The organism is Pseudomonas sp. FA117, from assembly GCF_057370475.1.
Window position 1 is genome coordinate 3,985,040 of record NZ_CM170675.1, and the last position, 25,187, is coordinate 4,010,226.

26 protein-coding genes are annotated in these 25,187 nt (G+C 63.6%); 23 read left to right on the top strand and 3 right to left on the bottom strand.

Features of this window, described 5'->3' with window-relative positions:
* Positions 1-76 precede the first annotated feature (76 nt).
* On the top strand, positions 77-604 hold the full coding sequence (locus AC1TXO_RS18385) for an RNA polymerase factor sigma-70 (RefSeq protein WP_486403065.1): 528 nt from the start codon (positions 77-79) through the stop codon (positions 602-604).
* A 19-nt stretch (positions 605-623) separates the two neighbouring features.
* Here the strand turns inward: AC1TXO_RS18385 and AC1TXO_RS18390 are convergent, their stop codons facing one another.
* Positions 624-1,424 carry a substrate-binding periplasmic protein gene (locus tag AC1TXO_RS18390; protein ID WP_486403066.1) on the bottom strand — a complete coding sequence of 267 codons (801 nt, stop codon included), beginning with the start codon at positions 1,422-1,424 and terminating at the stop codon, positions 624-626.
* Between the two features lie 204 nt (positions 1,425-1,628).
* Here AC1TXO_RS18390 and AC1TXO_RS18395 point away from each other — a divergent pair, with 204 nt between their 5' ends.
* Together AC1TXO_RS18395 and ppnP are read left to right on the top strand one after the other, a co-directional pair.
* Positions 1,629-2,168 (top strand): 3'-5' exonuclease, encoded by a 540-nt coding sequence (locus tag AC1TXO_RS18395; RefSeq protein WP_486403067.1) that lies wholly within the window; start codon positions 1,629-1,631, stop codon positions 2,166-2,168.
* 74 nt (positions 2,169-2,242) lie between these two features.
* The gene (gene ppnP, locus AC1TXO_RS18400; RefSeq protein ID WP_013973489.1) at positions 2,243-2,527 is read left to right on the top strand and encodes a pyrimidine/purine nucleoside phosphorylase; all 285 of its coding nucleotides are present in this window, start codon (positions 2,243-2,245) and stop codon (positions 2,525-2,527) included.
* A gap of 46 nt (positions 2,528-2,573) precedes the next feature.
* Here the strand turns inward: ppnP and AC1TXO_RS18405 are convergent, their stop codons facing one another.
* A complete protein-coding gene (locus AC1TXO_RS18405; protein ID WP_486403068.1) occupies positions 2,574-3,272 on the bottom strand; it encodes an alpha/beta family hydrolase in 699 nt (232 codons plus the stop codon).
* A 49-nt stretch (positions 3,273-3,321) separates the two neighbouring features.
* On the opposite strand from AC1TXO_RS18405, the gene ccoN (AC1TXO_RS18410) reads away from it, so the two are divergent.
* From ccoN (AC1TXO_RS18410) to AC1TXO_RS18505, 20 genes are all read left to right on the top strand, one after another.
* Positions 3,322-4,746: a cytochrome-c oxidase, cbb3-type subunit I gene (gene ccoN, locus AC1TXO_RS18410; protein WP_486403069.1), complete on the top strand. Its 1,425-nt coding sequence runs from the start codon at positions 3,322-3,324 to the stop codon at positions 4,744-4,746.
* Positions 4,747-4,759: 13 nt separating this feature from the next.
* Positions 4,760-5,368 carry a cytochrome-c oxidase, cbb3-type subunit II gene (gene ccoO, locus AC1TXO_RS18415; RefSeq protein ID WP_486403070.1) on the top strand — a complete coding sequence of 203 codons (609 nt, stop codon included), beginning with the start codon at positions 4,760-4,762 and terminating at the stop codon, positions 5,366-5,368.
* A gap of 5 nt (positions 5,369-5,373) precedes the next feature.
* Positions 5,374-5,565 carry a cbb3-type cytochrome oxidase subunit 3 gene (locus AC1TXO_RS18420; RefSeq protein WP_054894769.1) on the top strand — a complete coding sequence of 64 codons (192 nt, stop codon included), beginning with the start codon at positions 5,374-5,376 and terminating at the stop codon, positions 5,563-5,565.
* Positions 5,562-6,503, top strand: coding sequence for a cytochrome-c oxidase, cbb3-type subunit III (gene ccoP, locus AC1TXO_RS18425; RefSeq protein ID WP_486403071.1), 942 nt, complete (start codon positions 5,562-5,564; stop codon positions 6,501-6,503). The genes AC1TXO_RS18420 and ccoP (AC1TXO_RS18425) overlap by 4 nt, the downstream gene beginning before the upstream one ends.
* Positions 6,504-6,742: 239 nt before the next feature.
* The gene (locus tag AC1TXO_RS18430) at positions 6,743-7,084 is read left to right on the top strand and encodes a hypothetical protein (protein ID WP_486403072.1); all 342 of its coding nucleotides are present in this window, start codon (positions 6,743-6,745) and stop codon (positions 7,082-7,084) included.
* Positions 7,084-7,971 (top strand): DUF4123 domain-containing protein, encoded by an 888-nt coding sequence (locus AC1TXO_RS18435; protein ID WP_486403073.1) that lies wholly within the window; start codon positions 7,084-7,086, stop codon positions 7,969-7,971. The genes AC1TXO_RS18430 and AC1TXO_RS18435 overlap by 1 nt, the downstream gene beginning before the upstream one ends.
* An 8-nt stretch (positions 7,972-7,979) precedes the next feature.
* The gene (locus tag AC1TXO_RS18440) at positions 7,980-10,643 is read left to right on the top strand and encodes a T6SS effector BTH_I2691 family protein (protein WP_486403074.1); all 2,664 of its coding nucleotides are present in this window, start codon (positions 7,980-7,982) and stop codon (positions 10,641-10,643) included.
* Positions 10,643-11,764, top strand: a complete 1,122-nt coding sequence (locus tag AC1TXO_RS18445; protein WP_486403075.1) for a DUF6708 domain-containing protein — start codon at positions 10,643-10,645, stop codon at positions 11,762-11,764. Before AC1TXO_RS18440 ends, AC1TXO_RS18445 begins: the two co-directional genes overlap by 1 nt.
* 528 nt (positions 11,765-12,292) lie before the next feature.
* Positions 12,293-13,735, top strand: coding sequence for a cytochrome-c oxidase, cbb3-type subunit I (gene ccoN, locus AC1TXO_RS18450; RefSeq protein WP_054894767.1), 1,443 nt, complete (start codon positions 12,293-12,295; stop codon positions 13,733-13,735).
* Positions 13,735-14,343: a cytochrome-c oxidase, cbb3-type subunit II gene (gene ccoO / locus AC1TXO_RS18455; RefSeq protein WP_054894766.1), complete on the top strand. Its 609-nt coding sequence runs from the start codon at positions 13,735-13,737 to the stop codon at positions 14,341-14,343. The genes ccoN (AC1TXO_RS18450) and ccoO (AC1TXO_RS18455) overlap by 1 nt, the downstream gene beginning before the upstream one ends.
* 5 nt (positions 14,344-14,348) lie before the next feature.
* Positions 14,349-14,546 (top strand): CcoQ/FixQ family Cbb3-type cytochrome c oxidase assembly chaperone, encoded by a 198-nt coding sequence (locus AC1TXO_RS18460; RefSeq protein WP_054894780.1) that lies wholly within the window; start codon positions 14,349-14,351, stop codon positions 14,544-14,546.
* Positions 14,543-15,520, top strand: coding sequence for a cytochrome-c oxidase, cbb3-type subunit III (gene ccoP, locus AC1TXO_RS18465; protein ID WP_486403076.1), 978 nt, complete (start codon positions 14,543-14,545; stop codon positions 15,518-15,520). Before AC1TXO_RS18460 ends, ccoP (AC1TXO_RS18465) begins: the two co-directional genes overlap by 4 nt.
* 297 nt (positions 15,521-15,817) lie before the next feature.
* Positions 15,818-17,233 carry a cytochrome c oxidase accessory protein CcoG gene (gene ccoG / locus AC1TXO_RS18470; RefSeq protein WP_486403077.1) on the top strand — a complete coding sequence of 472 codons (1,416 nt, stop codon included), beginning with the start codon at positions 15,818-15,820 and terminating at the stop codon, positions 17,231-17,233.
* A 15-nt stretch (positions 17,234-17,248) separates the two neighbouring features.
* Positions 17,249-17,779 carry a FixH family protein gene (locus tag AC1TXO_RS18475; protein WP_486403078.1) on the top strand — a complete coding sequence of 177 codons (531 nt, stop codon included), beginning with the start codon at positions 17,249-17,251 and terminating at the stop codon, positions 17,777-17,779.
* A 58-nt stretch (positions 17,780-17,837) separates the two neighbouring features.
* The gene (locus AC1TXO_RS18480; protein ID WP_486403079.1) at positions 17,838-20,282 is read left to right on the top strand and encodes a heavy metal translocating P-type ATPase; all 2,445 of its coding nucleotides are present in this window, start codon (positions 17,838-17,840) and stop codon (positions 20,280-20,282) included.
* A 13-nt stretch (positions 20,283-20,295) separates the two neighbouring features.
* The gene (gene ccoS / locus AC1TXO_RS18485; protein WP_486403080.1) at positions 20,296-20,517 is read left to right on the top strand and encodes a cbb3-type cytochrome oxidase assembly protein CcoS; all 222 of its coding nucleotides are present in this window, start codon (positions 20,296-20,298) and stop codon (positions 20,515-20,517) included.
* Positions 20,510-21,193 carry a sulfite exporter TauE/SafE family protein gene (locus tag AC1TXO_RS18490; RefSeq protein WP_486403081.1) on the top strand — a complete coding sequence of 228 codons (684 nt, stop codon included), beginning with the start codon at positions 20,510-20,512 and terminating at the stop codon, positions 21,191-21,193. The genes ccoS and AC1TXO_RS18490 overlap by 8 nt, the downstream gene beginning before the upstream one ends.
* Positions 21,194-21,295: 102 nt before the next feature.
* The gene (gene hemN, locus AC1TXO_RS18495) at positions 21,296-22,678 is read left to right on the top strand and encodes an oxygen-independent coproporphyrinogen III oxidase (RefSeq protein ID WP_486403082.1); all 1,383 of its coding nucleotides are present in this window, start codon (positions 21,296-21,298) and stop codon (positions 22,676-22,678) included.
* A gap of 190 nt (positions 22,679-22,868) precedes the next feature.
* The gene (gene fnrA, locus AC1TXO_RS18500) at positions 22,869-23,603 is read left to right on the top strand and encodes a Crp/Fnr family transcriptional regulator FnrA (protein WP_186666359.1); all 735 of its coding nucleotides are present in this window, start codon (positions 22,869-22,871) and stop codon (positions 23,601-23,603) included.
* 54 nt (positions 23,604-23,657) lie between these two features.
* Entirely contained in the window at positions 23,658-24,206 is a 549-nt protein-coding gene (locus AC1TXO_RS18505) for an adenine phosphoribosyltransferase (RefSeq protein WP_402758250.1), read from the top strand.
* Positions 24,207-24,237: 31 nt separating this feature from the next.
* Here AC1TXO_RS18505 and AC1TXO_RS18510 read toward each other — a convergent pair whose 3' ends face one another.
* On the bottom strand, positions 24,238-25,167 hold the full coding sequence (locus AC1TXO_RS18510; RefSeq protein WP_486403083.1) for a class I SAM-dependent methyltransferase: 930 nt from the start codon (positions 25,165-25,167) through the stop codon (positions 24,238-24,240).
* Positions 25,168-25,187: the final 20 nt, after the last annotated feature.

Consider the following 25,187-nt stretch of genomic DNA (forward strand, 5'->3'; position numbering starts at 1 on the left):
GAATAATTTGTCGCACGTCGTAGGAAGCATCCCCATGTGGCGTGCTCCCTTTCCCTATAGAGACAAGGTGATTTCCATGGCGGAACAACTATCCACAGGTAAGTGCGATTCACCACTGCTCCAGGCGTTCGTCGACAATCGCAGCATTCTGGTCAAGATTGCCGCGCGCATCACCGGCTGTCGCTCACGCGCCGAGGATGTGGTGCAGGACGCGTTTTTCCGGCTCGGTTCCGCGCCGCAGATCACCTCTTCGTTCAAGGCCCAGCTCAGCTACCTGTTCCAGATCGTGCGCAACCTGGCGATCGATCACTACCGCAAGCAGGCGATGGAGCTCAAGTACTCGGGCAGCGAGGAAGAGGGCCTGAACGTGGTGATCCAGAACGCTTCGCCCGAGGCCACCCATATCAACCTGGCGGCGCTCGAGGATATCGCCGAGGCACTCAACGAGCTGCCGCAGCGAACCCGCTACGCCTTCGAGATGTACCGCCTGCATGGGGTGCCGCAGAAGGATATCGCCAAGGAGCTCGGCGTCTCGCCGACGCTGGTCAACTTCATGATCCGCGATGCGCTGATCCACTGCCGCAAGAGCAGCCGCCTGGGCTGAGGCCTGCCGGGCCCGCCATCTAGTTGCGCGGGATGCCGACGGTGATCCGGTAGGGGTCGAAGATGGCCGTCAGCTCGCCGCTGTCGCGCAGGCGCTGCATCAGCTGGGCGAACGCCTCGGGGCTGATCGGCGCGCCGGGCCGCAGCAAGGCGTAGTGATGGTAGACCTGGTCGACCCGATCCGAGGCCAGCAGTTCCTCGCCCTTGGCCTGGTTGCGCTTGAGGTAGTCGCTCAGGTATGAGCGGGTCACCAAAGCGATATCTGCACGGCCATGCTGGACCATCGACAGGTTGCTGTCGTGGGAATAGGTGAGGTTGGCCTGGAAGTTCTTCTTCAGGTAGTCGGGATCCGGATTGAAACCGGCGAAGGCGTAGTGATAGCCGTTGAACAGCGCCAGGCGCTTGCCCTTCAGGTCATCGAAATAATGCTGGTCACGCCCTGCCTGGCGACGGGCGACGAAGACCTCGGCGTCCTCCAGCCCCATGTCGACCACCGCGTGCGGAATCTGCTGCCACCCCCACGCGGGGTTCTCGAAGATCGCCATATCAGTGCGCGCTTGCTGGAAATCACCGAAACGACGTGGGATCGAGGTGGGCACCAGGACGAAATGGTAGCCGGCCTGAAGGTGATTCAATGCCTCGGCGAGCTGGGGCAGAAGGCCGGTGTCCGCGCCCCGCTCCGGGCGCACCGTGTAAGGTGGGAAGTGCGCCGCACCGATCCTCACTTCCATCACTTCGGCGGCACAGGCCGATCCGGCCAGCCACAGTGCAGCAAGCATCATCAGCGGTGACAGGGCCTTGAGGCCGGGCAGTGGGGTCAAGTGAGACACTCAATCACGGAGGATGGACCTGAATGCGCCTAAGCTAGGCGTTTTCCCCTCAGGGCACAACCGCTGGTTACGCCAAAGTAGCGGCAATCTGCCAGGGGATGCCGTAAGGGCGCCGGATTGGCTACGCTCTAGGAGCCCGCGGCGCAGGCCCTTGCCAGACGCCGCGCACTACAGCGTCTTGCAAGGGAGCCTGGTATGGGCCATTGGCTGGTCATCGACCTGGAGGCCACCACCGACGACGGTGGCTGGCCGGTCACCGAGATGGAAATCATTGAAATCGGCGCTAGCCTGGTCACCCGTGAAGGCCGCGAGGTCGATCACTTCCAGCGTTTCGTCAAGCCACGGCGGCGACCGCAACTGACGCCGTTCTGCCGCGAGCTGACGCACATCAGCCAGGCCAGTGTCGACGCTGCTTCGCCGTTCGCCGAGGTCTGGGCGCAGTTCGAGCGCTGGCTGGGCCATCACCAGGCGCAACTGCAGGCCTGGGTCAGTTGGGGCGACTACGACCGCAAGCAGTTGCTGCAGGAATGGCAGCAATACCAGATCTCGAGCCTGCTGGAAGGATTGCCGCACATCAACCTCAAGCAGCGCTTCGCCAAGGCCCGTCACCTGCAGCGCCCCACCGGCCTGAACGGTGCCCTGCAACTGGCCGGCCTGCAGTTCAGCGGGCAACAGCACCGGGCCCTGGAGGATGCACGCAACACCGCGCGGTTGCTGCCCTTGAGCCTTATCTGAAAGCAGATGACGACCGTGCGGGGCTTGGGCATACTGGCCAGCCATTTTTCAGCCCTTCTGTTCAGGAGTCGCCCATGTTCCAGGTCAACGAGTACTTCAACGGCACCGTCAAGTCGATCGCCTTCGCTGGCGAAGAAGGTCCGGCTACCGTCGGCGTGATGGCCCCGGGCGAATACGAATTCGGCACCGCCAAGCGCGAGATCATGCACGTGGTGTCCGGCGCCCTGACCGTCAAGCTGCCAGGCAGCGACAATTGGGAAACCTTCAACGCCGGCGACAAGTTCAACGTGCCGGCCGACAGCAAGTTCCAGCTGCAGGTGAAGGTCGATACCGCTTACCTGTGCGAGTATCGCGACTGAGCAGTCGCCTGCACCGACCTCTTCGCGCCGCTTAGGCGCGAAGATTTCAGCACTGCCCCTTCAGGAAACCCGCCACTTTTTCAGCCGCTGCCTGCAGATGCTGTGCATGGCTGAACCCCGAAGCCTTGAGCGGCTTGAGGTCATGATCCCCCGCCACCAGCCAGTTCACCTCGATCGCCGGTGACAGCACATAGCCCTGCACCGCCTCGCGATTGCCCAGCGCATCCCGCTCGCCCTGAACGATGAGCGTCGGTGTCTTGAGCTCGGCCAGATGCTCGACCCGCGGCTTCTCCGGCTTGCCCACGGCATAGAACGGATACCCCAGGCACACCAGCGCATCGGCCTGCAGTTCATCGGCCAGCAGGCTGGCCATGCGCCCGCCCATCGACTTGCCGCCAATGGCCAGGGTGCCCGTGACCAAAGGTCGCACCTGCCGATACACCTCACGCCAGCTTTCAAGCAGCACCTTCTGCGGATTGGGCGGGCGCTTGCCGCCGTTTAACCGACGCTCGGCCATGTAGGGAAATTCGAAGCGAATCACCCCGACGCCAAGCAGTGCCAGCCTTTGCGCCAAGTCGTCCATAAACGTGCTGTCCATCGGCGCACCCGCGCCGTGGGCCAGGATCAGCGTGCTGGAACGCCCATGATCCCTTCCGGTTTGCGGGGGATCGACGCGCAAGCCTGGGACATTTCCCACTTGGGCCCATTGATCCCCGTCAATACCGGCACATTGCCCATCTTTCATGCTTGCCTCGCTGTTTAGCCTGCCTATAACCGTGGATGGGAACCCATACATGAACACAACCAGCAGTACCGCCTACAACTATCAGGTGGTCCGCCAATTCGCCATCATGACGGTGGTGTGGGGCATCGTCGGGATGGGGCTCGGCGTCTTCATCGCCGCGCAACTCGTCTGGCCGAGCCTCAACTTCGACCTGCCCTGGACCAGCTTCGGCCGTCTGCGACCGCTGCACACCAACGCAGTGATCTTCGCCTTCGGTGGCTGTGCCCTGTTCGCCACCTCCTATTATTCCGTGCAGCGCACCTGCCAGACCATCCTCTTCGCGCCTAAACTGGCCGCCTTCACCTTCTGGGGCTGGCAACTGGTGATCGTGCTGGCGGCGATCAGTCTGCCGCTGGGCTACACCAGCTCCAAGGAATACGCCGAACTGGAATGGCCGATCGATATCCTGATCACCATCGTCTGGGTGTGCTACGCCATCGTGTTCTTCGGCACGCTGATGAAACGCACCACCAAGCACATCTACGTGGGCAACTGGTTCTTCGGCGGCTTCATCCTCACCGTGGCGATCCTGCACATCGTCAACAACCTCGAGATGCCGGTCAGCCTGACCAAGTCGTACTCGGTCTACGCCGGCGCCACCGATGCCATGGTCCAGTGGTGGTACGGCCATAACGCCGTGGGCTTCTTCCTGACCGCAGGCTTCCTGGGGATGATGTACTACTACGTGCCCAAGCAGGCCGAGCGGCCGGTGTACTCCTATCGCCTGTCGATCGTGCACTTCTGGGCGCTGATCACCCTGTACATCTGGGCCGGCCCTCACCACCTGCACTACACCGCCCTGCCCGACTGGGCCCAGTCGCTGGGCATGATCATGTCGCTGATCCTGCTCGCACCGAGCTGGGGCGGCATGATCAACGGCATGATGACCCTCTCCGGCGCCTGGCACAAACTGCGCAGCGACCCGATCCTGCGCTTCCTCGTGGTGTCGCTGGCGTTCTACGGCATGTCGACCTTCGAAGGCCCGATGATGGCGATCAAGACCGTCAACGCCCTCTCCCACTACACCGACTGGACCATCGGCCACGTGCATGCCGGTGCGCTGGGCTGGGTGGCGATGATCTCCATCGGCGCCCTGTACCACACCATCCCCAAGGTGTTCGGCAAGCAGCAGATGCACAGCATCGGCCTGATCAACGCGCACTTCTGGCTGGCGACCATCGGCACCGTGCTGTACATCGCCTCGATGTGGGTCAACGGCATCGCCCAAGGCCTGATGTGGCGTGCAGTGAACAGCGACGGCACGCTCACCTACTCGTTCGTCGAAACCCTGGTGGCCAGCCACCCCGGCTTCATCGTGCGCTTCGTCGGCGGGGCGATCTTCCTCAGCGGCATGTTCCTGATGGCCTGGAACACCTGGCGCACCGTGCGTTCGCCAGCGCTCGACGCCGCCCCTGCGAACGCCCAGCTGGCTTGAGGAGACACGCCTGATGAAACATGAAGTCATCGAGAAAAACGTCGGCCTGCTGGCCTTGCTGATGGTGTTCGCCGTGAGCATCGGCGGCCTGACTCAGATCGTCCCGCTGTTCTTCCAGGACGTCACCAACAAGCCGGTAGAAGGCATGAAGCCCTACACCGCGCTGCAACTGGAAGGCCGCGACATCTACATCCGCGAGGGCTGCGTCGGTTGCCACTCGCAGATGATCCGCCCGTTCCGCGCCGAGACCGAGCGCTACGGCCACTACTCGGTGGCCGGCGAGAGCGTGTGGGACCACCCCTTCCTCTGGGGCTCCAAGCGCACCGGCCCGGACCTGGCCCGCGTCGGTGGACGCTACTCCGACGACTGGCACCGCGCACACCTGTACAACCCGCGCAACGTGGTGCCGGAGTCGAAGATGCCGGCCTATCCGTGGCTGGTGGCGCAGCCGGTCGACAACAGCCACACCGATACCAAGCTGCGCGTACTGCGCACCCTCGGCGTGCCCTACAGCGACGACGACATCGCCGGCGCCCGTGACGCGGTCAAGGGCAAGACCGAGATGGATGCGCTGGTCGCCTACCTGCAGGTGCTCGGCACCTCGATCAAGAACAAGAGGTGAGCACGATGGAATTCGACATCGGCATGATCCGTGGCCTGGGCACCCTGGTGGTGATGATCGCCTTCATCGGCCTGTCGCTCTGGGTGTTCAACCGTCGCCGCGACCGTGATTTCGCCGAAGCGCGCCTGCTGCCCTTCGACGACGACCGCCTGCCCCCTGCCGGGCAGGAACCTGCCATGAGGAGTAACGGGCAATGACCACCTTCTGGAGTACGTACATCAGCGTACTGACCATCGGCAGCCTGATCGGCCTGACCTGGCTGCTGCTCGGCACCCGCAAGGGCCAGAGCAACAACACCACCGACCAGACCATGGGCCACAGCTTCGACGGCATCGAGGAGTACGACAACCCGCTGCCCAAGTGGTGGTTCTGGCTGTTCGTCGGCACCCTGGTGTTCTCGGTCGGCTACCTGATTCTCTACCCGGGCCTGGGCAACTGGAAAGGCATTCTGCCCGGCTACGAGGATGGCTGGACCCAGGTGAAGGAATGGCAGAAAGAAATGGACAAGGCCGACGCCAGGTTCGGGCCGATCTTCGCCAGATTCGCCGCCATGCCGGTGGAGGAAGTGGCCAAGGATCCGCAGGCGCTGAAGATGGGCGCACGCCTGTTCGCCTCCAACTGCTCGGTGTGCCACGGCTCCGACGCCAAGGGTTCGTACGGCTTCCCCAACCTGACCGACAAGGACTGGCGCTGGGGCGGCGAGCCCGAGACGATCAAGGCCTCGATCATGAACGGCCGCCATGGCGTAATGCCCGGCTGGGCCGAGGTGATCGGCGAACAGGGCGTGGCCGATGTCGCCGCCTTCGTGCTGAGCAACCTGGACGGACGCAGCCTGCCTGAAGGGATCAAGGCCGACGCGGCCAAGGGCCAGGAAATCTTCGCCAGCAACTGCGTGGCCTGCCATGGGCCGGAAGGCAAAGGCACCCCGGCCATGGGCGCCCCCGACCTGACTCACCCGCAGGCGTTCATCTACGGCTCGAGCTTCGCCCAGTTGCAGCAGACCATCCGCTACGGTCGCCAGGGGCAGATGCCGGCGCAGGCCGAGATCCAGGGCAACGACAAGGTGCATCTGCTGGCGGCCTATGTGTATAGCCTGTCGCAAGACCAGGCCCCTGAGACAGTAACCGCCAAGTAACACCCACCGATGCGGCAGCACGCCGCTGCGACTTGCCCCGCGATGTGTCTTGTTTGCCAAGACCATTGCGGGGCAAACCGTCCCCACGTTTCGGATGCTGCTGGCGCGACGCCTCCTACATCAATTTAGGAATCCACCGACAATACTTCCCCAGGCTCATCTTTTACGGTCTCCCCCGAGTTCAAGAGGTCCAAGCGCGCTGCATATGGCACTTCGAACAACACTAGACAGGGAGTTCCATGCCGCACCAATCCGACATTCATTACACCTTCTCGTCAATGCTTGGCGGGACCCAATTCGAGGTGGTGTCATTCACCCTGAATGAAGCAGTCAGCACACCTTACCAACTGCAGCGGGAACTGGTCAGCCACGACAACGACGTCGACTTCGGTCACTTGCTCGACAAGCCCGTGCTGTTCACCCTTTGGAAAGGAGAACGGCCAGTACGTCACGTTCCCGGCCTGGCCAGCAGCTTCAGCCAGGGCGAGAAGCCGCCACCGCCGACCAGGGCACGCACTACCAGCACACCGCTCAAGGCGACCGCCGAAAGACGCAGCCTGATTCCCATGGAGGGTGCCTGATGCTCAGCCCGTTCATCCAGTCAATCGTCACGACTCTGCGAAAGTCCCACAGCTATCGGCTCAGCGGCATTATCGACATAGCCTCCCTCACCCCTTCTGCGCGTGACAGGGTTCAGGAACACGTCTCGACGTACTGCTGGCCGCTGCTGCAACAGGCGCAGTTCGCCAACCTGCAGGCCGCAGGGCCCTGGCTGTTCGCGGCCAGACCAAGTGCCGACGTGTCCGGACAGTACGATTTTCTGGGAGCACTCGATGAATGTGCAGAGCGCGCGGTTTGCGGCTGGATCATCAGCGCGCTTGCACCCGAACAACTGGCCAGGCACCTCAGCCAGGCCGCGGTAGCAACCGGGCCGGACGGGCATCGCTACCTGCTGCGCTACCACACCGCCGCGGCGCTAAAGGTGCTGGACAGCCGCCGTGACCTGCCCGGCGTCAGGCAACTGTTCGCACCCGTTCACTGCTGGTGGTTCCCGGAACCTACCCTCAATCCAAATGAACGGCGCTGGAGGTCGCTTACTGGCGCCGATCAGCCAGAAGCACTCGCTGTGCCTGCGATACACCTCGATGACGATAGCTGGACTGCGCTGGCCGGGGACCCGCTGAGCTATCGCCTGGCCAAACTGCTGCGCAAGGAAAACACCGCTCCAGCATTCAATCGGGCCTGCCCCGACACACGGATCGGCCTCATCGACCTCTACCTGCGCCAAGCCCGCGAACATGGCCTGACGCTGGATAAGGACCTGATCACCTACGTGCTGATGCTCGCGTGCAACGGTGACAAGCTCGCCGACACACCTGCCTGGCAGCAAGCCCTGAGTGCGACCTGTGAGCAACAGACCGCGCTTGTCGACAACCTGCAGACCTTCCTGCCTGCGTCCACGCGCTGAGGCCAATTATGAGCACCCTGCTGGAAACACTCGAACTCTGCAAACAAGTCAATGCCACCTACAAACCTGCGCTGAGCAACAGCCCGGTGGCCTCATGCACGCGCAGCTTCCAACTGCTGCCGCTACGCTTCGCAGCAGTCGGTGGCGAAGCCACGCAACGCAGCCGGCTACCCACGCTTACAGAGCCGCTGACTCCTTACCCCGACGTGCAACCTCTCAGTCATTCCAGCTACGCGCTGCGCCCATTGCGCGAAGGGTTTCTGTACCTGTTGCTCAAGCGCCATGGCAACCCGGCCTATCACTGGCACAGCCAGTATCGCGTCCTCGCCAACGGATCGCTGCGCGCGATCAGCGCTGATGCCCCCTGGGAGGCCCTGCCCAGCGCGACCCTCGATGATCTGATCCAGAGTTTCGGCTGGACGATAACCCTGTACGACCTCGACAGCATGCAGGAGCTACGCCCTCTCTACAGCCCCACCCCGCTGACACCACGCATGCTCGACAATTACCGCTTGATCGAGGATGGCTACCGCGACAGCTTGCCGAGCATCGACGTCGAGACTCTCGTTCAGCCGGTGGAGCTCCCCTCACCACCGTCAGTGCTCAAGTACGACCAGTTGGAGTGCATCGCCGACTTCAAGGCTCAACAAGACCCTCAACTGCGGGCTCTGCTGAAGCAGCAGCCGTTCAACCAGGACCATGTACTGTCGTTGCAGGCTACGCGCCAGGCCTTCGCCCCGCCACCTAACCGCAACAACCCCCGCGGCGCCGCCATCGTGGTCGATGACATTATCGGCATCACCCAGGAACTCAACGCCTGGCGTAATGCAGCAGTCGACCAGGTGCGCAGTGATTGGCTGCAGCGCAGCGTGGAGCCGGGCGTCGACAATGAGCGCCGGCTGTTGGTGGCGCAGTCGTTTCTAAAGATCGAAAAGCTCTATCCCGCAATGCGCGCCGAACAGATCATCAAACGTGAGGTCATGGCAGAAACCCTGCGCCTTCAACCGGTAATGCCTGCGGAGTACTACGGTTTCACAGAACAGGCGAGAAAAGACGCGGACGCCCACGATGCCCAGCTCAAGCCCCATCTCGAAAAATTCGAGCGAGACACCCGAGCGCGGGTAAACGCCCGCCAGCAAGCGGGCGAGTTCAACCGGCAGTTCGACGAGAAGTACGGCCCCCTGGTGGACCGCGCCGCCATGCGCCTTCAGCTCGAACATTTCGACCAGGTCACGCAGTCGGCCAAGCTCGCCGCCGAGGCACGCGCATTGGACCACCTGCGCTGGGTGATCAACGAGCGTTTCCTCCAGGCCCTGGACCGTTACGACGACGCAGACTCTACAGACGGCCTGGCTTTCGCCGAACAGACCGGGCAGTGCGTGGTCGGCATGGAACTCAGCGAGCTCGGCACCAAGGTATTGGACCACTGGTGGCGCAGCGACCCCACCGAGCGAGACAACCTGGCCATGCGCAGCATCGCCTTCAACCAACAGACCCTGCGCGACGAGCTGGCGCAGCTGCGCGACGCCGCCAAGGCCGCATCCGGTTCAGAGACCTCCTTCGACCTGCCGGAAGCCCTCGCCCGCCAGGCCCATGCAGCGGCCAACGCCTTTACCCGACTGAACACACTGTACGAACAGCGTCAGGCACAAAACGCCAGGGCTAGCGTTGGTTTGTATGCCTGGTATGTCGCGCTCGGGCGCCAAGTGCTGCGCACCGCGGCGCCGAACAACATGGACCGCGCCTTGCACCAAGGGCTGCGGGTCACGCTATTTGCCTCCGTGCACGAAGCCGCCGTGAATGTGCGCCTTGCGCAAGCAGCGGAGCTCAACCAAACCATCAACCCACAACGCAGCGCCGGCCAGATCACCCGCTACCTCGATCAGGCCTGGGCCGAAGGGCTGATGCAGGCGCACAATAGTGACTTCTACAAAGTTCGGGTATCCGGGGTCATCACCCTCATCGAGGGGATGTTGATGGCCTTCAAGGCGCGACAGCTACCAGACAGCGACATGCGCCTGAAAACCGAACTACTGGCAGCAGCGATGAGCACGGCGGCTGCCGGGTTCGAGATCGGGGTTAGTTATGTGGAAATGGTCATGACACGCTATGGCGCACAAAGCGTGACTGGCGGCGGGGCAACGGTGGCGTTGGGGCGGTTAAAGTTGTGGGGGGCGGGGTTGGCGGGGATGGGGGGGCTGGTGTTGGCCTGGTGGGACTTTGCGGATGGGATTGAGCACTATAAGTCTATAGAACCTTCACATACTCCCAGAAGCAGTAGCCAAATATTAGCTACTGCATACCTTACGCGCGCTTTCGCCGTCGTGGGTTTATCGCTAGCTGAGGTGGGCACAGCCATAGCCATTGCCCAGCCGCTGTTCCAACATCTAGCCAGAACCACCTCCAACACACTTTTAAGCAGCGTAGCCAGTTCATTTAGCGCGCTTTCCGCAAGGCTAGGAACTCAAGCCGCCCGTCTCATATTGGCCAGGCTCGTACTCGGCACATTCTGGATTGGTATTGCAATTACAGTGATCATTTTTATTTTTGACGATAATGCACTGGAGAAATGGTGCAAAAAAAGCGTCTACCGACGGGATCTACAAAAAAAACCTTTCGATAGCACCCATGAACTTCCAGAACTCTACAAAGCGTTCAATGAGGTCATATAATGCACCTAATTGAATGGATATTCTGGAGAATGCACATCGAGTCATCGGTGGACCGCAAAATAGCAGAATCAATCCAAACGCGCGCTCAACTGCGAGCCGCCAAAGATAATTACGAAGAGGATTTTACATCTGACTTACATTTTAGACCCGTCAGTGATAATCCGATCAGCCGCGGGCCGGTATTCGAGTTTGACGACAACATCATGGAAATGCGCTGCGGCGGATCAGAGGAAAAACGCGGCTTGATAACCATGGCTACATTAGGACTGCTGGCACCTGCAGCTTGGGCATGGTCAACAATAACCTTCGGATTCATATCACTAATCATCACACAGCTCCCAGACTTCAGCGTACTGACGCTATCACTGACTACGTTTCTGCTGGCACTGGGTGGCAGCACAGGCTATTTTTACGCTCGGTACGGCTTTCGACTGACTCGCTTGGAAATGCTGACAAGCCGCCACTTATTAATACGGTTCAACCGTAAAACTCAGCAAGTTCATTTGCACCGCCCTGGCTACTGCGGCGGCATTGTTACATTTGCCTGGAAAACAACAGGAAGCACCGCCACTAACCCAAAGGATGATCGTCTTAGCATGGGTATGCGACTCGTTCTGGCTTGGCACCCTCATTTCACAGGCCTACCTCACATGGAAATGGCCCTCCTGGGCAAACAAGGCCAAGGCGACAGCGAACTGCGGGACGAATGGGAGTTCATCCGCCGCTACATGGAAGAAGGCCCCGACTCCGTCCCGCGCCCGCGCCTGAGCACACGCTTCCCCTCTCCCATCCAGGCGTTCAGTGCCCAATTCGAAGGCATGGGCCGTTTCTTTCGCAATAGCAGGTGGCCCTTCAAGGTTGCCCTGCTGCTGGTCTGGCCTGCCTTCGTGATCATTGGCACCTCGCACTGGCTCAGCCTGATGCTCTGCTGGCGTCCACGCTGGCCGAAGATCATCCGCGAGGCCGGGCTACCGGGTAAACCGGTGCCCCCACTCACCACATTGAGCGACTACCCGCCTGACATTCAGCAGCGCCTGCTCGCCAACGCCGACCGCTGGCACCTGAAGCCGGGCAAGCGCCCGGAGAAGAATCCCCGCAAGGCCAAAACAGCCCCTGAATGAGTGAACTGCACCCGATGGGGGCTACTGTCGCTAATCGGTCTACCCGGGTACGTAGGGGCGAGCCCTGCCATGCTGGCTACTTCATGGATGGCACCGACTACGCGAGTGTTCGTGGGCAAGCCCCTACAGCCATCGCACCCGCACTCGAAGACAACAATGCTTGCGCTGACTCTAACGCCCCTACCCCGCTCCCCCTCCCTTGCACCCCCTCCGAACGGAACTAAGCTTGTTGCCACAGTGGCCGCACTTGCAGCGACGCCACTGGCACGGCGCATTGCCTGACGTCGTGTGCTAAAAAGCAGCCTGAAAAAAAGCTTGACCGATCGATCAGAAAAAGGTGAAAAACGGTACACATTACAGATATTTATTTGTGTACAATCGTTCGACCCGAAACGCCACGGGACGGTGGTGGGGAGGGTATGGACACGGGTCGGCGCAGGGTACCTTGCGTGGTAGTAGCCGTTGCGGCTAACGAGACTGGCGCCGATTTTTCCACCAACAAGAACACCCAAACCGTGGAACCTTAGCATGAGCACAGCAATCAGTCCGACTGCTTATAACTATAAGGTCGTCCGCCAGTTCGCCATCATGACGGTGGTCTGGGGGATCCTTGGCATGGGCCTCGGCGTCTTCATCGCATCGCAACTGGTGTGGCCGCAGCTCAACTTCGACCTGCCCTGGACCAGCTTCGGACGCCTGCGCCCGCTGCACACCAACCTGGTGATCTTCGCCTTCGGCGGCTGTGCCCTGTTCGGCACCAGCTACTACGTGGTGCAGCGCACCTGCCAGACCCGGCTGATCTCCGACGGCATGGCCGCCTTCACCTTCTGGGGCTGGCAGGCGGTGATCCTCGGCGCGCTGATCACCCTGCCGATGGGCTACACCACCACCAAGGAATACGCCGAGCTGGAATGGCCCATCGCGATCCTGCTGGCCATCGTCTGGGTCACCTACGCGGTGGTGTTCTTCGGCACCATCGTCAAGCGCAAGACCAAGCACATCTACGTCGGCAACTGGTTCTACGGCGCCTTCATCGTGGTCACCGCGATGCTGCACATCGTCAACCACATCTCGCTGCCGGTCAGCCTGTTCAAGTCGTACTCGGCCTACGCCGGCGCCACCGACGCGATGATCCAGTGGTGGTATGGCCACAACGCCGTAGGCTTCTTCCTCACCACAGGCTTCCTGGGGATGATGTACTACTTCGTGCCCAAGCAGGCCGAGCGGCCGATCTACTCCTACCGCCTGTCCATCGTCCACTTCTGGGCACTGATCACCCTGTACATCTGGGCCGGCCCCCACCACCTGCACTACACCGCCCTGCCCGACTGGGCGCAGTCGCTGGGCATGGTGATGTCGATCATCCTCCTGGCCCCGAGCTGGGGCGGCATGATCAACGGCATGATGACCCTCTCCGGTGCCTGGCACAAACTGCGCACCGACCCGATCCTGCGCTTCCTCGTGGTGTCGCTGGCCTTCTACGGCATGTCGACCTTCGAAGGGCCGATGATGGCGATCAAGACGGTCAACTCGCTGTCGCACTACACCGACTGGACCATCGGTCACGTGCATGCCGGTGCGCTGGGCTGGGTGGCGATGATCTCCATCGGCGCGGTGTACCACATGATTCCCAAGCTCTACGGCCGCGAGCAGATGCACAGTGTCGGCCTGATCAACGCGCACTTCTGGCTGGCGACCATCGGCACCGTGCTGTACATCGCCTCGATGTGGGTCAACGGCATCACCCAGGGCCTGATGTGGCGTGCGATCAACGATGACGGCACCCTCACCTACTCCTTCGTCGAAGCGCTGCAGGCGAGCCATCCGGGCTATATCGTCCGCGCACTGGGCGGCGCCTTCTTCGCCTCGGGCATGCTGCTGATGGCCTACAACGTGCTGCGTACCGTCCGCGCTGCCAATCCGGCACAGGCCGATGAAGCCGCCAAGATCGTCGTCGTGGGAGCGCACTGATGAAGCATGAAGCAGTCGAGAAGAACATAGGCCTGCTGGCCTTCTTCATGGTCATTGCCGTGAGCATCGGCGGCCTGACGCAAATCGTCCCGCTGTTCTTCCAGGACGTTACCAACAAGCCGGTCGAAGGCATGAAGCCGCGCACCGCGCTGGAAGTCGAAGGCCGCGACATCTACATACGCGAGGGCTGCGTCGGTTGCCACTCGCAGATGATCCGCCCGTTCCGCGCCGAGACCGAGCGCTACGGCCACTACTCCGTGGCCGGTGAAAGCGTGTGGGACCACCCCTTCCTCTGGGGCTCCAAGCGCACCGGTCCGGACCTGGCCCGCGTCGGTGGACGCTACTCCGACGACTGGCACCGCGCCCACCTGTACAACCCGCGCAACGTGGTGCCGGAGTCGAAGATGCCGGCATACCCGTGGCTGGTCGAGAACCACCTCGATGGCAAGGATACGGCCAAGAAGCTCGAAGTGCTGCGCACCCTCGGCACGCCCTACACCGACGAAGACATCGCCGGGGCCCGCGACGCGGTCAAGGGCAAGACCGAGATGGACGCCCTGGTGGCGTACCTGCAAGGCCTTGGCACCCTCATCAAGAGCAAACGGTGACGCTGATGGATATCGGGATGATTCGCGGCCTGGGCACCGTCGTCGTGCTGGTGGCCTTCGTGGGCCTGGCGCTGTGGGTGTTCAGCCCGCGGCGCAAGAAGGATTTCGACGAGGCCACGCAGTTGCCCTTCGCGGATGACCCCGAGGCCAGCCGGCATGTCGAGCACGCGCAAAAGAATGCTTCTGGGAGCAAACAACAATGACAACCTTCTGGAGTCTGTACGTCACCGTCCTGACCCTGGGCACCATCTTCGCCTTGACCTGGCTGCTGCTGTCGACCCGCAAGGGCCAGCGCGAAGAGATCACCGACGAAACCGTCGGCCATGCGTTCGACGGTATCGAGGAGTACGACAACCCGCTGCCCAAATGGTGGTTCTGGCTGTTCGTCGGCACCATCGTCTTCGCCCTCGGCTACCTGGTGCTCTACCCAGGCCTGGGCAACTGGAAGGGCATCCTGCCAGGCTACAGCTACCTGGATAACGACAAGCAGACCGAGTTCAGCAATGGCCAGTCGGGCTGGACCGGCGTGCACGAGTGGGAGAAGGAAATGGCCAAGGCCGATGCCCGCTTCGGGCCGATCTTCGCCAAGTTCGCCGCCATGCCGCTGGAAGACGTCGCCAAGGATCCGCAAGCGCTGAAGATGGGCGCGCGCCTGTTCGCTTCCAACTGCTCGGTGTGCCACGGCTCGGACGCCAAGGGCGCCTACGGTTTCCCCAACCTGACCGACAGCGACTGGCGCTGGGGCGGCGAGCCGGAAACCATCAAGACCACCATCATGAATGGTCGTCACGGGGTAATGCCGGCCTGGGCCGAGGTGATCGGCGAGCAGGGCGTGGCCGATGTCGCCGCCTTCGTGCTGACCAACCTCGACGGTCGCAGCCTGCCCGAAGGGATCAAGGCCGATGTCGGCAACGGGCAGAAACTCTTCGCCACCAACTGCGTGGCCTGCCACGGCCCCGAAGGCAAGGGCACCCCGGCCATGGGCGCACCGAACCTGACCCATCCGCAGGCGTTCATCTACGGCTCGAGCTTCGCCCAGCTGCAGCAGACCATCCGTTACGGGCGCCAGGGCCAGATGCCGGCGCAGGCTGAAATCCAGGGCAACGACAAGGTGCACCTGCTGGCGGCCTATGTGTACAGCCTGTCGCAGCAGGCGGAGCCGGCCAAACAGGAGTAATGCAGGCCTGGCCTCATCGCGGGACAAGCCCGCTCCCACAGATTGTGGGATAACCGGGAACCTGTGGGAGCGGGCTTGCCCCGCGATGAGGCCAACAAATGCACCACCGCCTGACCTGGATCAATTGACACTCGCCATAACACGATTCAAACGACCACCCAACGCGACTAAACGTCGCAGCCAAGCCCTACCCTGCCATCACAGGCGTATCATGGGCCGCAGAGCGCCAGCATCGGCGCGCGACCACGGCCGGCATGCACTGGCCCTGGCACTTCTCCACTGCCGTGGGACTTGATGATGAGCAAGCAGATTCCGGTACATGACGTCACCCCGCCTGCCAACAAAGGAAAGGATTCCGTCGACCTCTACGCCGCCCGAGAGAAAATCTACACCCGCGCCTTCACCGGCCTGTTCCGCAGGCTGCGCATGGTCGGCGGTGCATTGCTGTTCCTGCTCTACTTCGGCACCGTGTGGCTGAACTGGGGCGGTCACCAGGCCGTATGGTGGAACCTGCCCGAACGCAAGTTCTACATCTTCGGCGCGACCATCTGGCCGCAGGACTTCATCCTGCTGTCGGGCATCCTCATCGTCGCCGCCTTCGGCCTGTTCTTCATCACCGTGTATGCCGGCCGCGTCTGGTGCGGCTACACCTGCCCGCAGAGCGTATGGACCTGGATCTTCATGTGGTGCGAAAAGGTCACCGAAGGCGACCGCAACCAGCGCATGAAGCTCGACAAGGCCCCCATGAGCGGCAACAAGTTCCTGCGCAAGCTGGCCAAGCACAGCCTGTGGCTGCTGATCGGCTTCGTCACCGGCCTGACCTTCGTGGGTTACTTCTCGCCGATCCGCGAACTGGTCACTGAATTCTTTACAGGCCAGGCCGATGGCTGGGCCTACTTCTGGGTCGGTTTCTTCACCCTCGCCACCTATGGCAACGCTGGCTGGCTGCGCGAGCAGGTGTGCGTGTACATGTGCCCGTACGCGCGCTTCCAGAGCGTGATGTTCGACAAGGACACGCTGATCGTCTCCTACGACCCGCGCCGTGGCGAAACCCGTGGCCCGCGCAAGAAAGGCGTCGACTACAAGGCCCAGGGCCTGGGCGACTGCATCGACTGCACGATGTGTGTGCAGGTCTGCCCCACCGGCATCGACATTCGCGACGGCCTGCAGATCGAGTGCATCGGCTGCGCCGCGTGCATCGATGCCTGCGACGGCATCATGGACAAGATGGACTACCCGCGTGGGCTGATCAGCTACACCACCGAGCACAATCTTTCCGGGCAGAAGACCCACATGCTGCGCCCACGCCTGATCGGCTACGCCCTGGTGCTGCTGCTGATGATCGGCGCGCTGGCCACTGCCTTCGCCACCCGCTCGCTGGTCGGCTTCGACGTCAGCAAGGACCGCGTGCTGTACCGCGAGAATGCCCAGGGCTGGATCGAGAACGTCTACAGCCTCAAGGTGATGAACAAGGACCAGCGTGACCACGTCTATGTACTCGACGCAGCCGGCCTGCCGGGGCTGCAGTTGTCCGGGCAACGGGAGATCCGCGTGGCCGCCGGCGATATCGTCAGCCTGCCGGTACAACTGTCGGTCGCCCCCGAGAAACTGCCTTCGAGCACCAACGACATCACCTTCATCCTCAAGGACGCCGACGACAGCGCCACCCAGGTTGAAGCCAAGAGCCGCTTCATCGGCCCACAGATCCGCTGAGAGAGACTTTTCACAATGACCGCCGCCACCGCCACCAGCCCCTGGTACAAGCATCTCTGGCCCTGGATCATCATCGGCATCCTGACCACCTCGGTGTGCCTGAGCCTGACCATGGTCAGCATTGCCGTGCGCAACCCGGACAATCTGGTCAACGACAACTACTACGAGGCCGGCAAGGGCATCAACCGTTCGCTGGACCGCGAGCTATTGGCCCAGACTCTCGGGCTCAAGGCCAGCGTGCACCTGGACGAGCTGACCGGCGAAGTGGAACTGCGCCTGACCGGCAACAGCGACCCGCAGACCCTGGAACTGAACCTGATCTCGCCGACCCAGCCGGACAAGGACCGCAAGGTCCAGCTGGCCCGCAGCGAAGCCGGGCGCTATGTCGGCCAGCTCGACGACAAGGTCGAAGGGCGGCGCTTCGTCGAGCTGCTCGGCCAGGAGAACGGCCAGGTCTGGCGCCTGTTCGAGGAAGAGAAGGTCGAGCATGGCGTGACCTTGCAGCTGGGCGACGAAGCCCTGCAGGGCGCCGAGCATCAGGAATGAACCGCCGCATCAGCCCCCACAGGTTTCATGCTGTTGCCCAAGGCCAGGCAAAACCACGATGACCCAGCCCACACCCTGCTACCACTGCGCCCTGCCCGTCCCCGCCGGCAGCCGCTTCACCGCTGTGGTGCTTGGCCAGCCCCGGCAGTTCTGCTGCCCTGGCTGCCAGGCCGTGGCCGAGGCCATCGTCGCGGGCGGGCTCGAGCACTACTACCAGCATCGCAGCGAAACCAGCGCCAACCCCGAGACGCTGCCACGGCAATTGCAGGACGAACTGGCGTTATACGACCGCGCCGACGTCCAGCAGAATTTCGTGCACCACCAGGGCAGCCTGGCCGAAACCACCCTGATGATCGAGGGCATCAGCTGCGCCGCCTGCGGCTGGTTGATCGAAAAACACCTGCGCAACCTCGATGCAGTAGGCGAGGCGCGCCTGAACCTGTCCAACCATCGCCTGCACGTCAGCTGGAACGACGGGCAACTGCCGCTCTCGCGGCTGATCGCCGAGCTGCGCGGCATCGGCTACGCCGCCCACCCCTACCAGCCCGACCAGGCCGCCGAACAGCTGGCCCGGGAAAACCGCACGGCCCTGCGACGCCTGGGTGTGGCCGGTCTGCTGTGGTTCCAGGCAATGATGGCAACCATGGCGACCTGGCCGGAATTCAACATCGACCTGTCGCCCGAACTGCATACCATCCTGCGCTGGGTTGCGCTGTTCCTGACCACGCCCATCGTGTTCTACAGCTGTGCGCCGTTCTTCAAGGGCGCCGCCCGCGACTTGCGCACCCGCCACCTGACCATGGACCTGTCGGTGTCGCTGGCCATCGCCCTGGCCTACGGGGCCGGGATCTGGACCGCGATCACCGGCAGCGGCGAGCTGTATTTCGACACCGTCGGCATGTTCGCGCTGTTCCTGCTCACCGGCCGCTACCTGGAGCGCCGCGCCCGCGAGCGTACTGCCGCGGCCACCGCACAGCTGGTCAACCTGCTGCCGGCGTCGTGCCTGCGCCTGGATACCCAGGGCCGACCCGAGCGCATCCTCCTGGCCGAACTGGCCTGCGGCGATCGCGTGCAGGTCCTGCCGGGGGCGGTGATTCCTGCCGACGGGCGCATTCTCCAAGGCCGCTCGAGCATCGACGAGTCGCTGCTCACCGGTGAGTACCTGCCCCAGGCCCGACGGGTCGGCGACCGGGTCACCGGCGGCACGCTGAATGTCGAGAGTACCCTGACAGTCGAGGTCCAGGCCCTCGGCCAGGACTCGCGCCTGTCGGCCATCGTGCGCCTGCTCGAACGCGCCCAGTCGGAAAAACCGCGCCTGGCGCAGATCGCCGACCGCGCCTCGCAGTGGTTCCTGCTGTTCAGCCTGGTGGCCGCGCTGGCCATCGGCCTCTGGTGGTGGCACCTGGATGCCGACCGGGCGTTCTGGATCGTCCTGGCGATGCTGGTGGCGACCTGCCCCTGCGCCCTCTCCCTCGCCACCCCGACCGCGCTCACCACCGCCACCGGCACCCTGCACAAGCTCGGCTTGCTGGTCACCCGCGGCCATGTGCTCGAAGGGCTGAACCAGATCGACACGGTGGTGTTCGACAAGACCGGCACCCTGACCGAGGGCCGCCTGGCCCTGCGCAGCATTCGCCCGCTGGGCACGGTGGCACCCGACCGCTGCCTGGCCCTGGCAGCCGCCCTGGAGAACCGCTCGGAGCATCCCATCGCCCGCGCCTTCGGACGCAGCACCGAGCCCGCCGAGAACGTCCAGGCGGTACCGGGGCTGGGTCTGGAGGGCCAGGTCGGCCAACAGCGGCTGCGCATCGGCCAGGCCACCTTCGTCTGCGCACTGAGCGGCGCCGAAGTGCCGGCCGTCCCCGAACCGCGTGGGCAGTGGCTGCTGCTGGGTGATCGCCAGGGCCCGCTGGCCTGGTTCGGCCTTGACGACCACCTTCGCAGCGATGCCGGCGAGCTGCTGGCCGCCTGCAAGGCCCGTGGCTGGCGCACCGTGCTGCTGTCGGGCGACAGCTCGCCGATGGTCGCCGAGGTCGCTGCGCAACTGGGCATCGATCAGGCCATCGGCGACCTGCGCCCGGACGACAAGCTGGCACGGGTCAAGGCTCTGCAGACGCAAGGGCGCAAGGTGCTGATGCTCGGCGACGGCGTCAACGACGTGCCGGTGCTCGCCGCTGCCGACATCAGCATCGCCATGGGCTCGGCCACCGACCTGGCCAAGACCAGCGCCGACGCGGTGCTGCTGTCCAACCGCCTGCAGGCCCTGGCCCAGGCTTTCGACCTGGCGCGCCGCACGCGCCGCAACATCCTCGAGAACCTGCTCTGGGCAACCCTGTACAATGGGCTGATGCTGCCCTTCGCCGCGCTGGGCTGGATCACGCCGGTGTGGGCGGCAATCGGCATGTCGGCAAGCTCGCTGATCGTGGTGCTCAATGCCCTGCGCCTGACCCGCATGCCAACCGTGCAGGCTGCCAATGCTGCCCCTAGTCCCGTCATGGCCTGAGCAGGAATCCCCCATGCCCGCCCTCTATGTGATGATCCCCGCCGCCCTGTTGCTCGTCGGCGTGGCGGTGTACATCTTCTTCTGGGCCGTGGACAGCGGCCAGTACGACGACCTCGAAGGCCCTGCCCACAGCATCCTGTTCGACGACCAGGACCCGCGCCACCAGGCCGCGATCAACACCGAAGAGGCCAAGACCGAGCAGCCCGACGACAAGGACCCGACCCCGCGTGCCTGACCTGCTTGCGCTGCTCGGCTCCGCCCTGGTCCTCGGCCTGCTGGGCGGGGGCCACTGCCTGGGCATGTGCGGTGGGCTGATGGGCGCGCTGACCCTGGCCATACCGCCCGAGCAGCGCAGCCGTCGCCTGCGACTGCTGATCGCCTACAACCTGGGTCGCGTGCTCAGCTACGCAGCCGCCGGCCTGGTGCTCGGCCTGGCCGGCTGGGCCTTGGCCAGCAGCCCGGCGGCGCAGGTGCTGCGGGTGGTGGCGGCCCTGCTGCTGATCGCCATGGGCCTGTACCTGGCCGGTTGGTGGAGTGGCCTGACACGTATCGAAGCGCTGGGCAAGGGGTTGTGGCGGCACATCCAGCCGCTGGCTTCACGCCTGCTGCCGGTCTCGAGCCTGCCACGGGCATTGCTGCTCGGCGCGCTGTGGGGCTGGCTGCCCTGCGGGCTGGTCTACAGCACCCTGCTGTGGGCTGCGAGCCAGGGCAACGCGCTACACAGTGCGGCATTGATGCTGGCGTTCGGCGTCGGCACCTGGCCGGTGCTGCTGGCCACGGGCATGGCCGCCGAACGGGTCAATGCCCTGCTGCGCCGCCGCGGCGTACGCCTGGCGGGCGGCGTGATGGTCATGCTGTTCGGCCTGTGGACCCTGCCCGGGCCGCACCAGCACTGGCTGATGGGACACTGAGACTGGCTGCCGGCGGTTTTCCCCCGTTGATGCAGGTCAAGACCCCTTCCTGCAGACCTCTCTAGACTCCGGACACTGCCGCTCTCTCCGGGGACTACCCACATGCTCGACGACCTACATTGGGACGCCGACCTGATTCGTCGCTACGATCTGGCCGGTCCACGCTACACCTCCTACCCAACTGCCGTGCAACTGCACGGCGATGTGGGCTCGTTCGACCTGTTGCACGCCCTGCGTGAAAGCCGCCGCGCGGTACGCCCGTTGTCGCTCTATGTCCACGTGCCGTTCTGCGCCAACATCTGCTACTACTGCGCCTGCAACAAGGTCATCACCAAGGACCGCGCCCGCGCCGCGCCCTACCTGCAGCGCCTGGAGCAGGAGATCCAGCTGATCGCCTGCCACCTCGATCCCAGGCAACGAGTCGAGCAGTTGCACTTCGGCGGCGGCACCCCGACCTTCCTCAGTCACGTCGAACTGCGCCAGTTGATGACCAGCCTGCGCCAGCACTTCAACCTGCTGGACGACGACTCCGGTGACTACGGCATCGAACTCGACCCGCGCGAGGCCGACTGGTCGACCATGGGCCTGCTGCGTGAGCTGGGCTTCAACCGTATCAGCCTCGGCGTGCAGGATCTCGACCCTGCGGTGCAGCGAGCGATCAACCGCCTGCAGAGCCTGGAGCAGACCCGCACCCTGGTCGAGGCCGCACGCACCCTGCAGTTCCGCTCGGTGAATCTCGACCTGATCTACGGCCTGCCCCGTCAGACCCCGGAGGGCTTCGCCCGCACTGTCGAGGAAGTGATCCGCCTGCAGCCGGATCGCCTGTCGGTGTTCAACTATGCGCACCTGCCCGAGCGCTTCATGCCCCAGCGGCGCATCGACGCAAGCGAGCTTCCGGCACCGGCAGCCAAGCTGGAAATGCTGCACAACACCATCGAGCAACTGACGGCTGCCGGCTATCGCTACATCGGCATGGACCATTTCGCCCTGCCTGACGACGAGCTGGCGATCGCCCAGGAAGAAGGCACCCTGCAGCGCAACTTCCAGGGCTACACCACCCACGGTCATTGCGACCTGGTGGGGCTGGGCGTTTCGGCCATCAGCCAGATCGGCGACCTCTACTGCCAGAACAGCAGCGACCTGAATACCTACCAGGACGCGCTCTCCAGCGCCCAACTGGCGACCCAGCGCGGCCTGCTGTGCAATCAGGACGATCGAATCCGACGCGCGGTGATCCAGCAACTGATCTGCCATTTCGAACTGGACTTCGAGCAGATCGAGCAGGCCTTCACCCTCGACTTTCGAGGTTACTTCAAGGCCCTGTGGCCGCAGTTGCAGGCCATGCAGCGCGACGGCCTGATCACCCTCGACGCTCGCGGTATCAAGGTGCTGCCGGCCGGCCGCCTGCTGGTGCGCTCGGTATGCATGGTGTTCGATGCCTACTTGGCCCTGCACAATCGCCAGCGTTTTTCCCGGGTGATCTAGTCGATTTTCCGGGACGTTACACCGCATGGACGGCCCGCCTTGTCAGGCACACCATGGAGGGTAGAAGGCCTGCGCGCACACCCGCGCGCAGGCGCCGCCAGGCCGCACCAAAAAAGTGCAGGCTGGCCTCCAATCCAGCTGTGGGTTACCCTTACAGCTTATGTGTGCTTTATCACAAGGATCGAAAGAAATGTCCGAGCCAGTCAAACTGCGCCCCCACAGCCAGGCCCATTGCAAGGATTGCAGCCTGGCGCCCCTGTGCCTGCCCCTGTCGCTCAACCTCGAGGACATGGACGCACTGGATGAAATCGTCAAGCGCGGTCGCCCGCTGAAGAAGGGCGAGTTCCTGTTCCGCCAAGGTGACAATTTCGGCTCGGTCTACGCGGTACGCTCCGGCGCCCTGAAAACCTTCAGCCTCAGCGATGCCGGCGAAGAGCAGATCACCGGTTTCCACCTGCCCAGCGAGCTGGTCGGGCTGTCGGGCATGGACACCGAAGCCTATCCGGTGTCGGCCCAGGCCCAGGAAACCACCTCCGTTTGCGAGATCCCCTTCGAACGCCTCGACGAACTCTCGGTGCAACTGCCGCAGTTGCGTCGCCAGTTGATGCGGGTGATGAGCCGCGAGATCCGTGACGACCAGCAGATGATGCTGCTGTTGTCGAAGAAAACCGCCGACGAGCGCATCGCCACCTTCCTGGTCAACCTCTCGGCCCGTTTCCGCGCCCGTGGCTACTCGGCCAACCAGTTCCGCCTGAGCATGTCGCGCAACGAGATCGGCAACTACCTGGGCCTGGCGGTGGAAACCGTGTCGCGGGTGTTCACCCGCTTCCAGCAGAACGGCCTGCTCAAGGCCGAGGGCAAGGAAGTGCACATCCTCGACCCGATCCAGCTGTGCGCGCTGGCCGGTGGTGCGATGGAGGCCTGATCGCGACACGGGCAGGGTATACTGAGTGCTTGGTTTTTCCAGGATACCCGCCCCATGCACAGCGACGCCTTCGACCTCAAAGCCCTGATCCGCCCGGTAGTGGACTTCCCCAAGCCGGGCGTGATCTTCCGTGACATCACCCCGCTGTTCCAGTCGCCGCGCGGGCTGCGCTATGTCGCCGACCAGTTCATCGAGCGTTATGTCGAGGCCGAGTTCAGCCACATCGGTGCCATGGACGCGCGGGGTTTCCTGATCGGCTCGATCATCGCCCACCAGCTGAACAAGCCGCTGATCCTGTTCCGCAAGCAGGGCAAGCTGCCGGCCGACGTGCTGTCGGAGCCCTACCAGACCGAATACGGCGAAGCCTTCCTCGAAGTGCACGCCGACAGCCTGTGCGACGGCGATTCGGTGCTGATCTTCGATGACCTCATCGCCACCGGCGGCACCCTGCTGGCAGCCGCCAACCTGGTGCGCCGCACCGGGGCCAAGGTATTCGAGGCCGCGGCGATCATCGACCTGCCAGAGCTCGAAGGCTCGCGCCGCCTGCAGGCCGCCGGGGTGCCGACCTTCTGCCTGACCGAGTTTTCGCTGTCCGAATACTGATTCTGTCGGGCCGAACCCGACACCCTCGGGTTCAGCCCTGCTGGCGGAACACCAGCGCCTTCAAGCCGCCCTGCGGGTCTGCGTCGGGAAACTCCGGCGGATTCTCCAGGCGCTCGACAAAGGCCAGTTGCGGTGCCTCCTGCGCCATGCCTTCGATGAGAAACGCCGGGCCGATCGCCGGATCGTTCACGCAGGCCAGCACTGTTCCCCCCTCGCTCAACAGCTCGGGCAACCGGCGCAGGATCTTGGCGTAGTCCTGGGTGAGCACGAAGCTGCCACGCTGGAAGGTCGGCGGGTCGATGATGATCAGGTCGTACGGCCCGTACTTGCGTACCTTGCCCCAGGACTTGAACAGCTCATGCCCGAGATAAGCGACGCTTGCAGCATCGTGACCATTGAGGCGGTGGTTCTCGCGCCCGCGCGACAGCGCCGACTTGGCCATGTCCAGGTTGACCACCTGCTGCGCGCCGCCGGCAATGGCCGCCACCGAGAAGCCGCAGGTGTAGGCGAACAGGTTCAGTACCCGCTTGCCCGCCGCCTGCTCGCGCACCCAGCGCCGACCGTAGCGCATGTCGAGGAACAGGCCGTTGTTCTGCCGAACGCCCAGGTCGAGCAGGTACTTCAAGCCATCCTCGACCACGGTACGCTGCTGGCAAGGCTCACCGAGCAACCATTGGCCGGGGCTGTCGGGCAGGTAGCGATGCTGCAGCAGAATCGCCTGGCCGGTCCATTGCGGGCGCTCGGCCAATGCGCGCAGCATCGCCTCGAGCTCGGCCAACTGGCCTTCGGCCGGCTCGCGGAACAGGGCCACCAGCAGCACGCCGTCGAGCCAGTCGACGGTGATCTGCTCCAGGCCCGGCCAGCAGCGGCCGCGGCCATGGAACAACCGACGGGTTTCGACAGGAGCCGGATCAAGGGCGGTGAGCAGGTGCTGCTCCAGGGTGTGGATCGGAGACGTCATGGCGGGCCGCATTGCGAAAA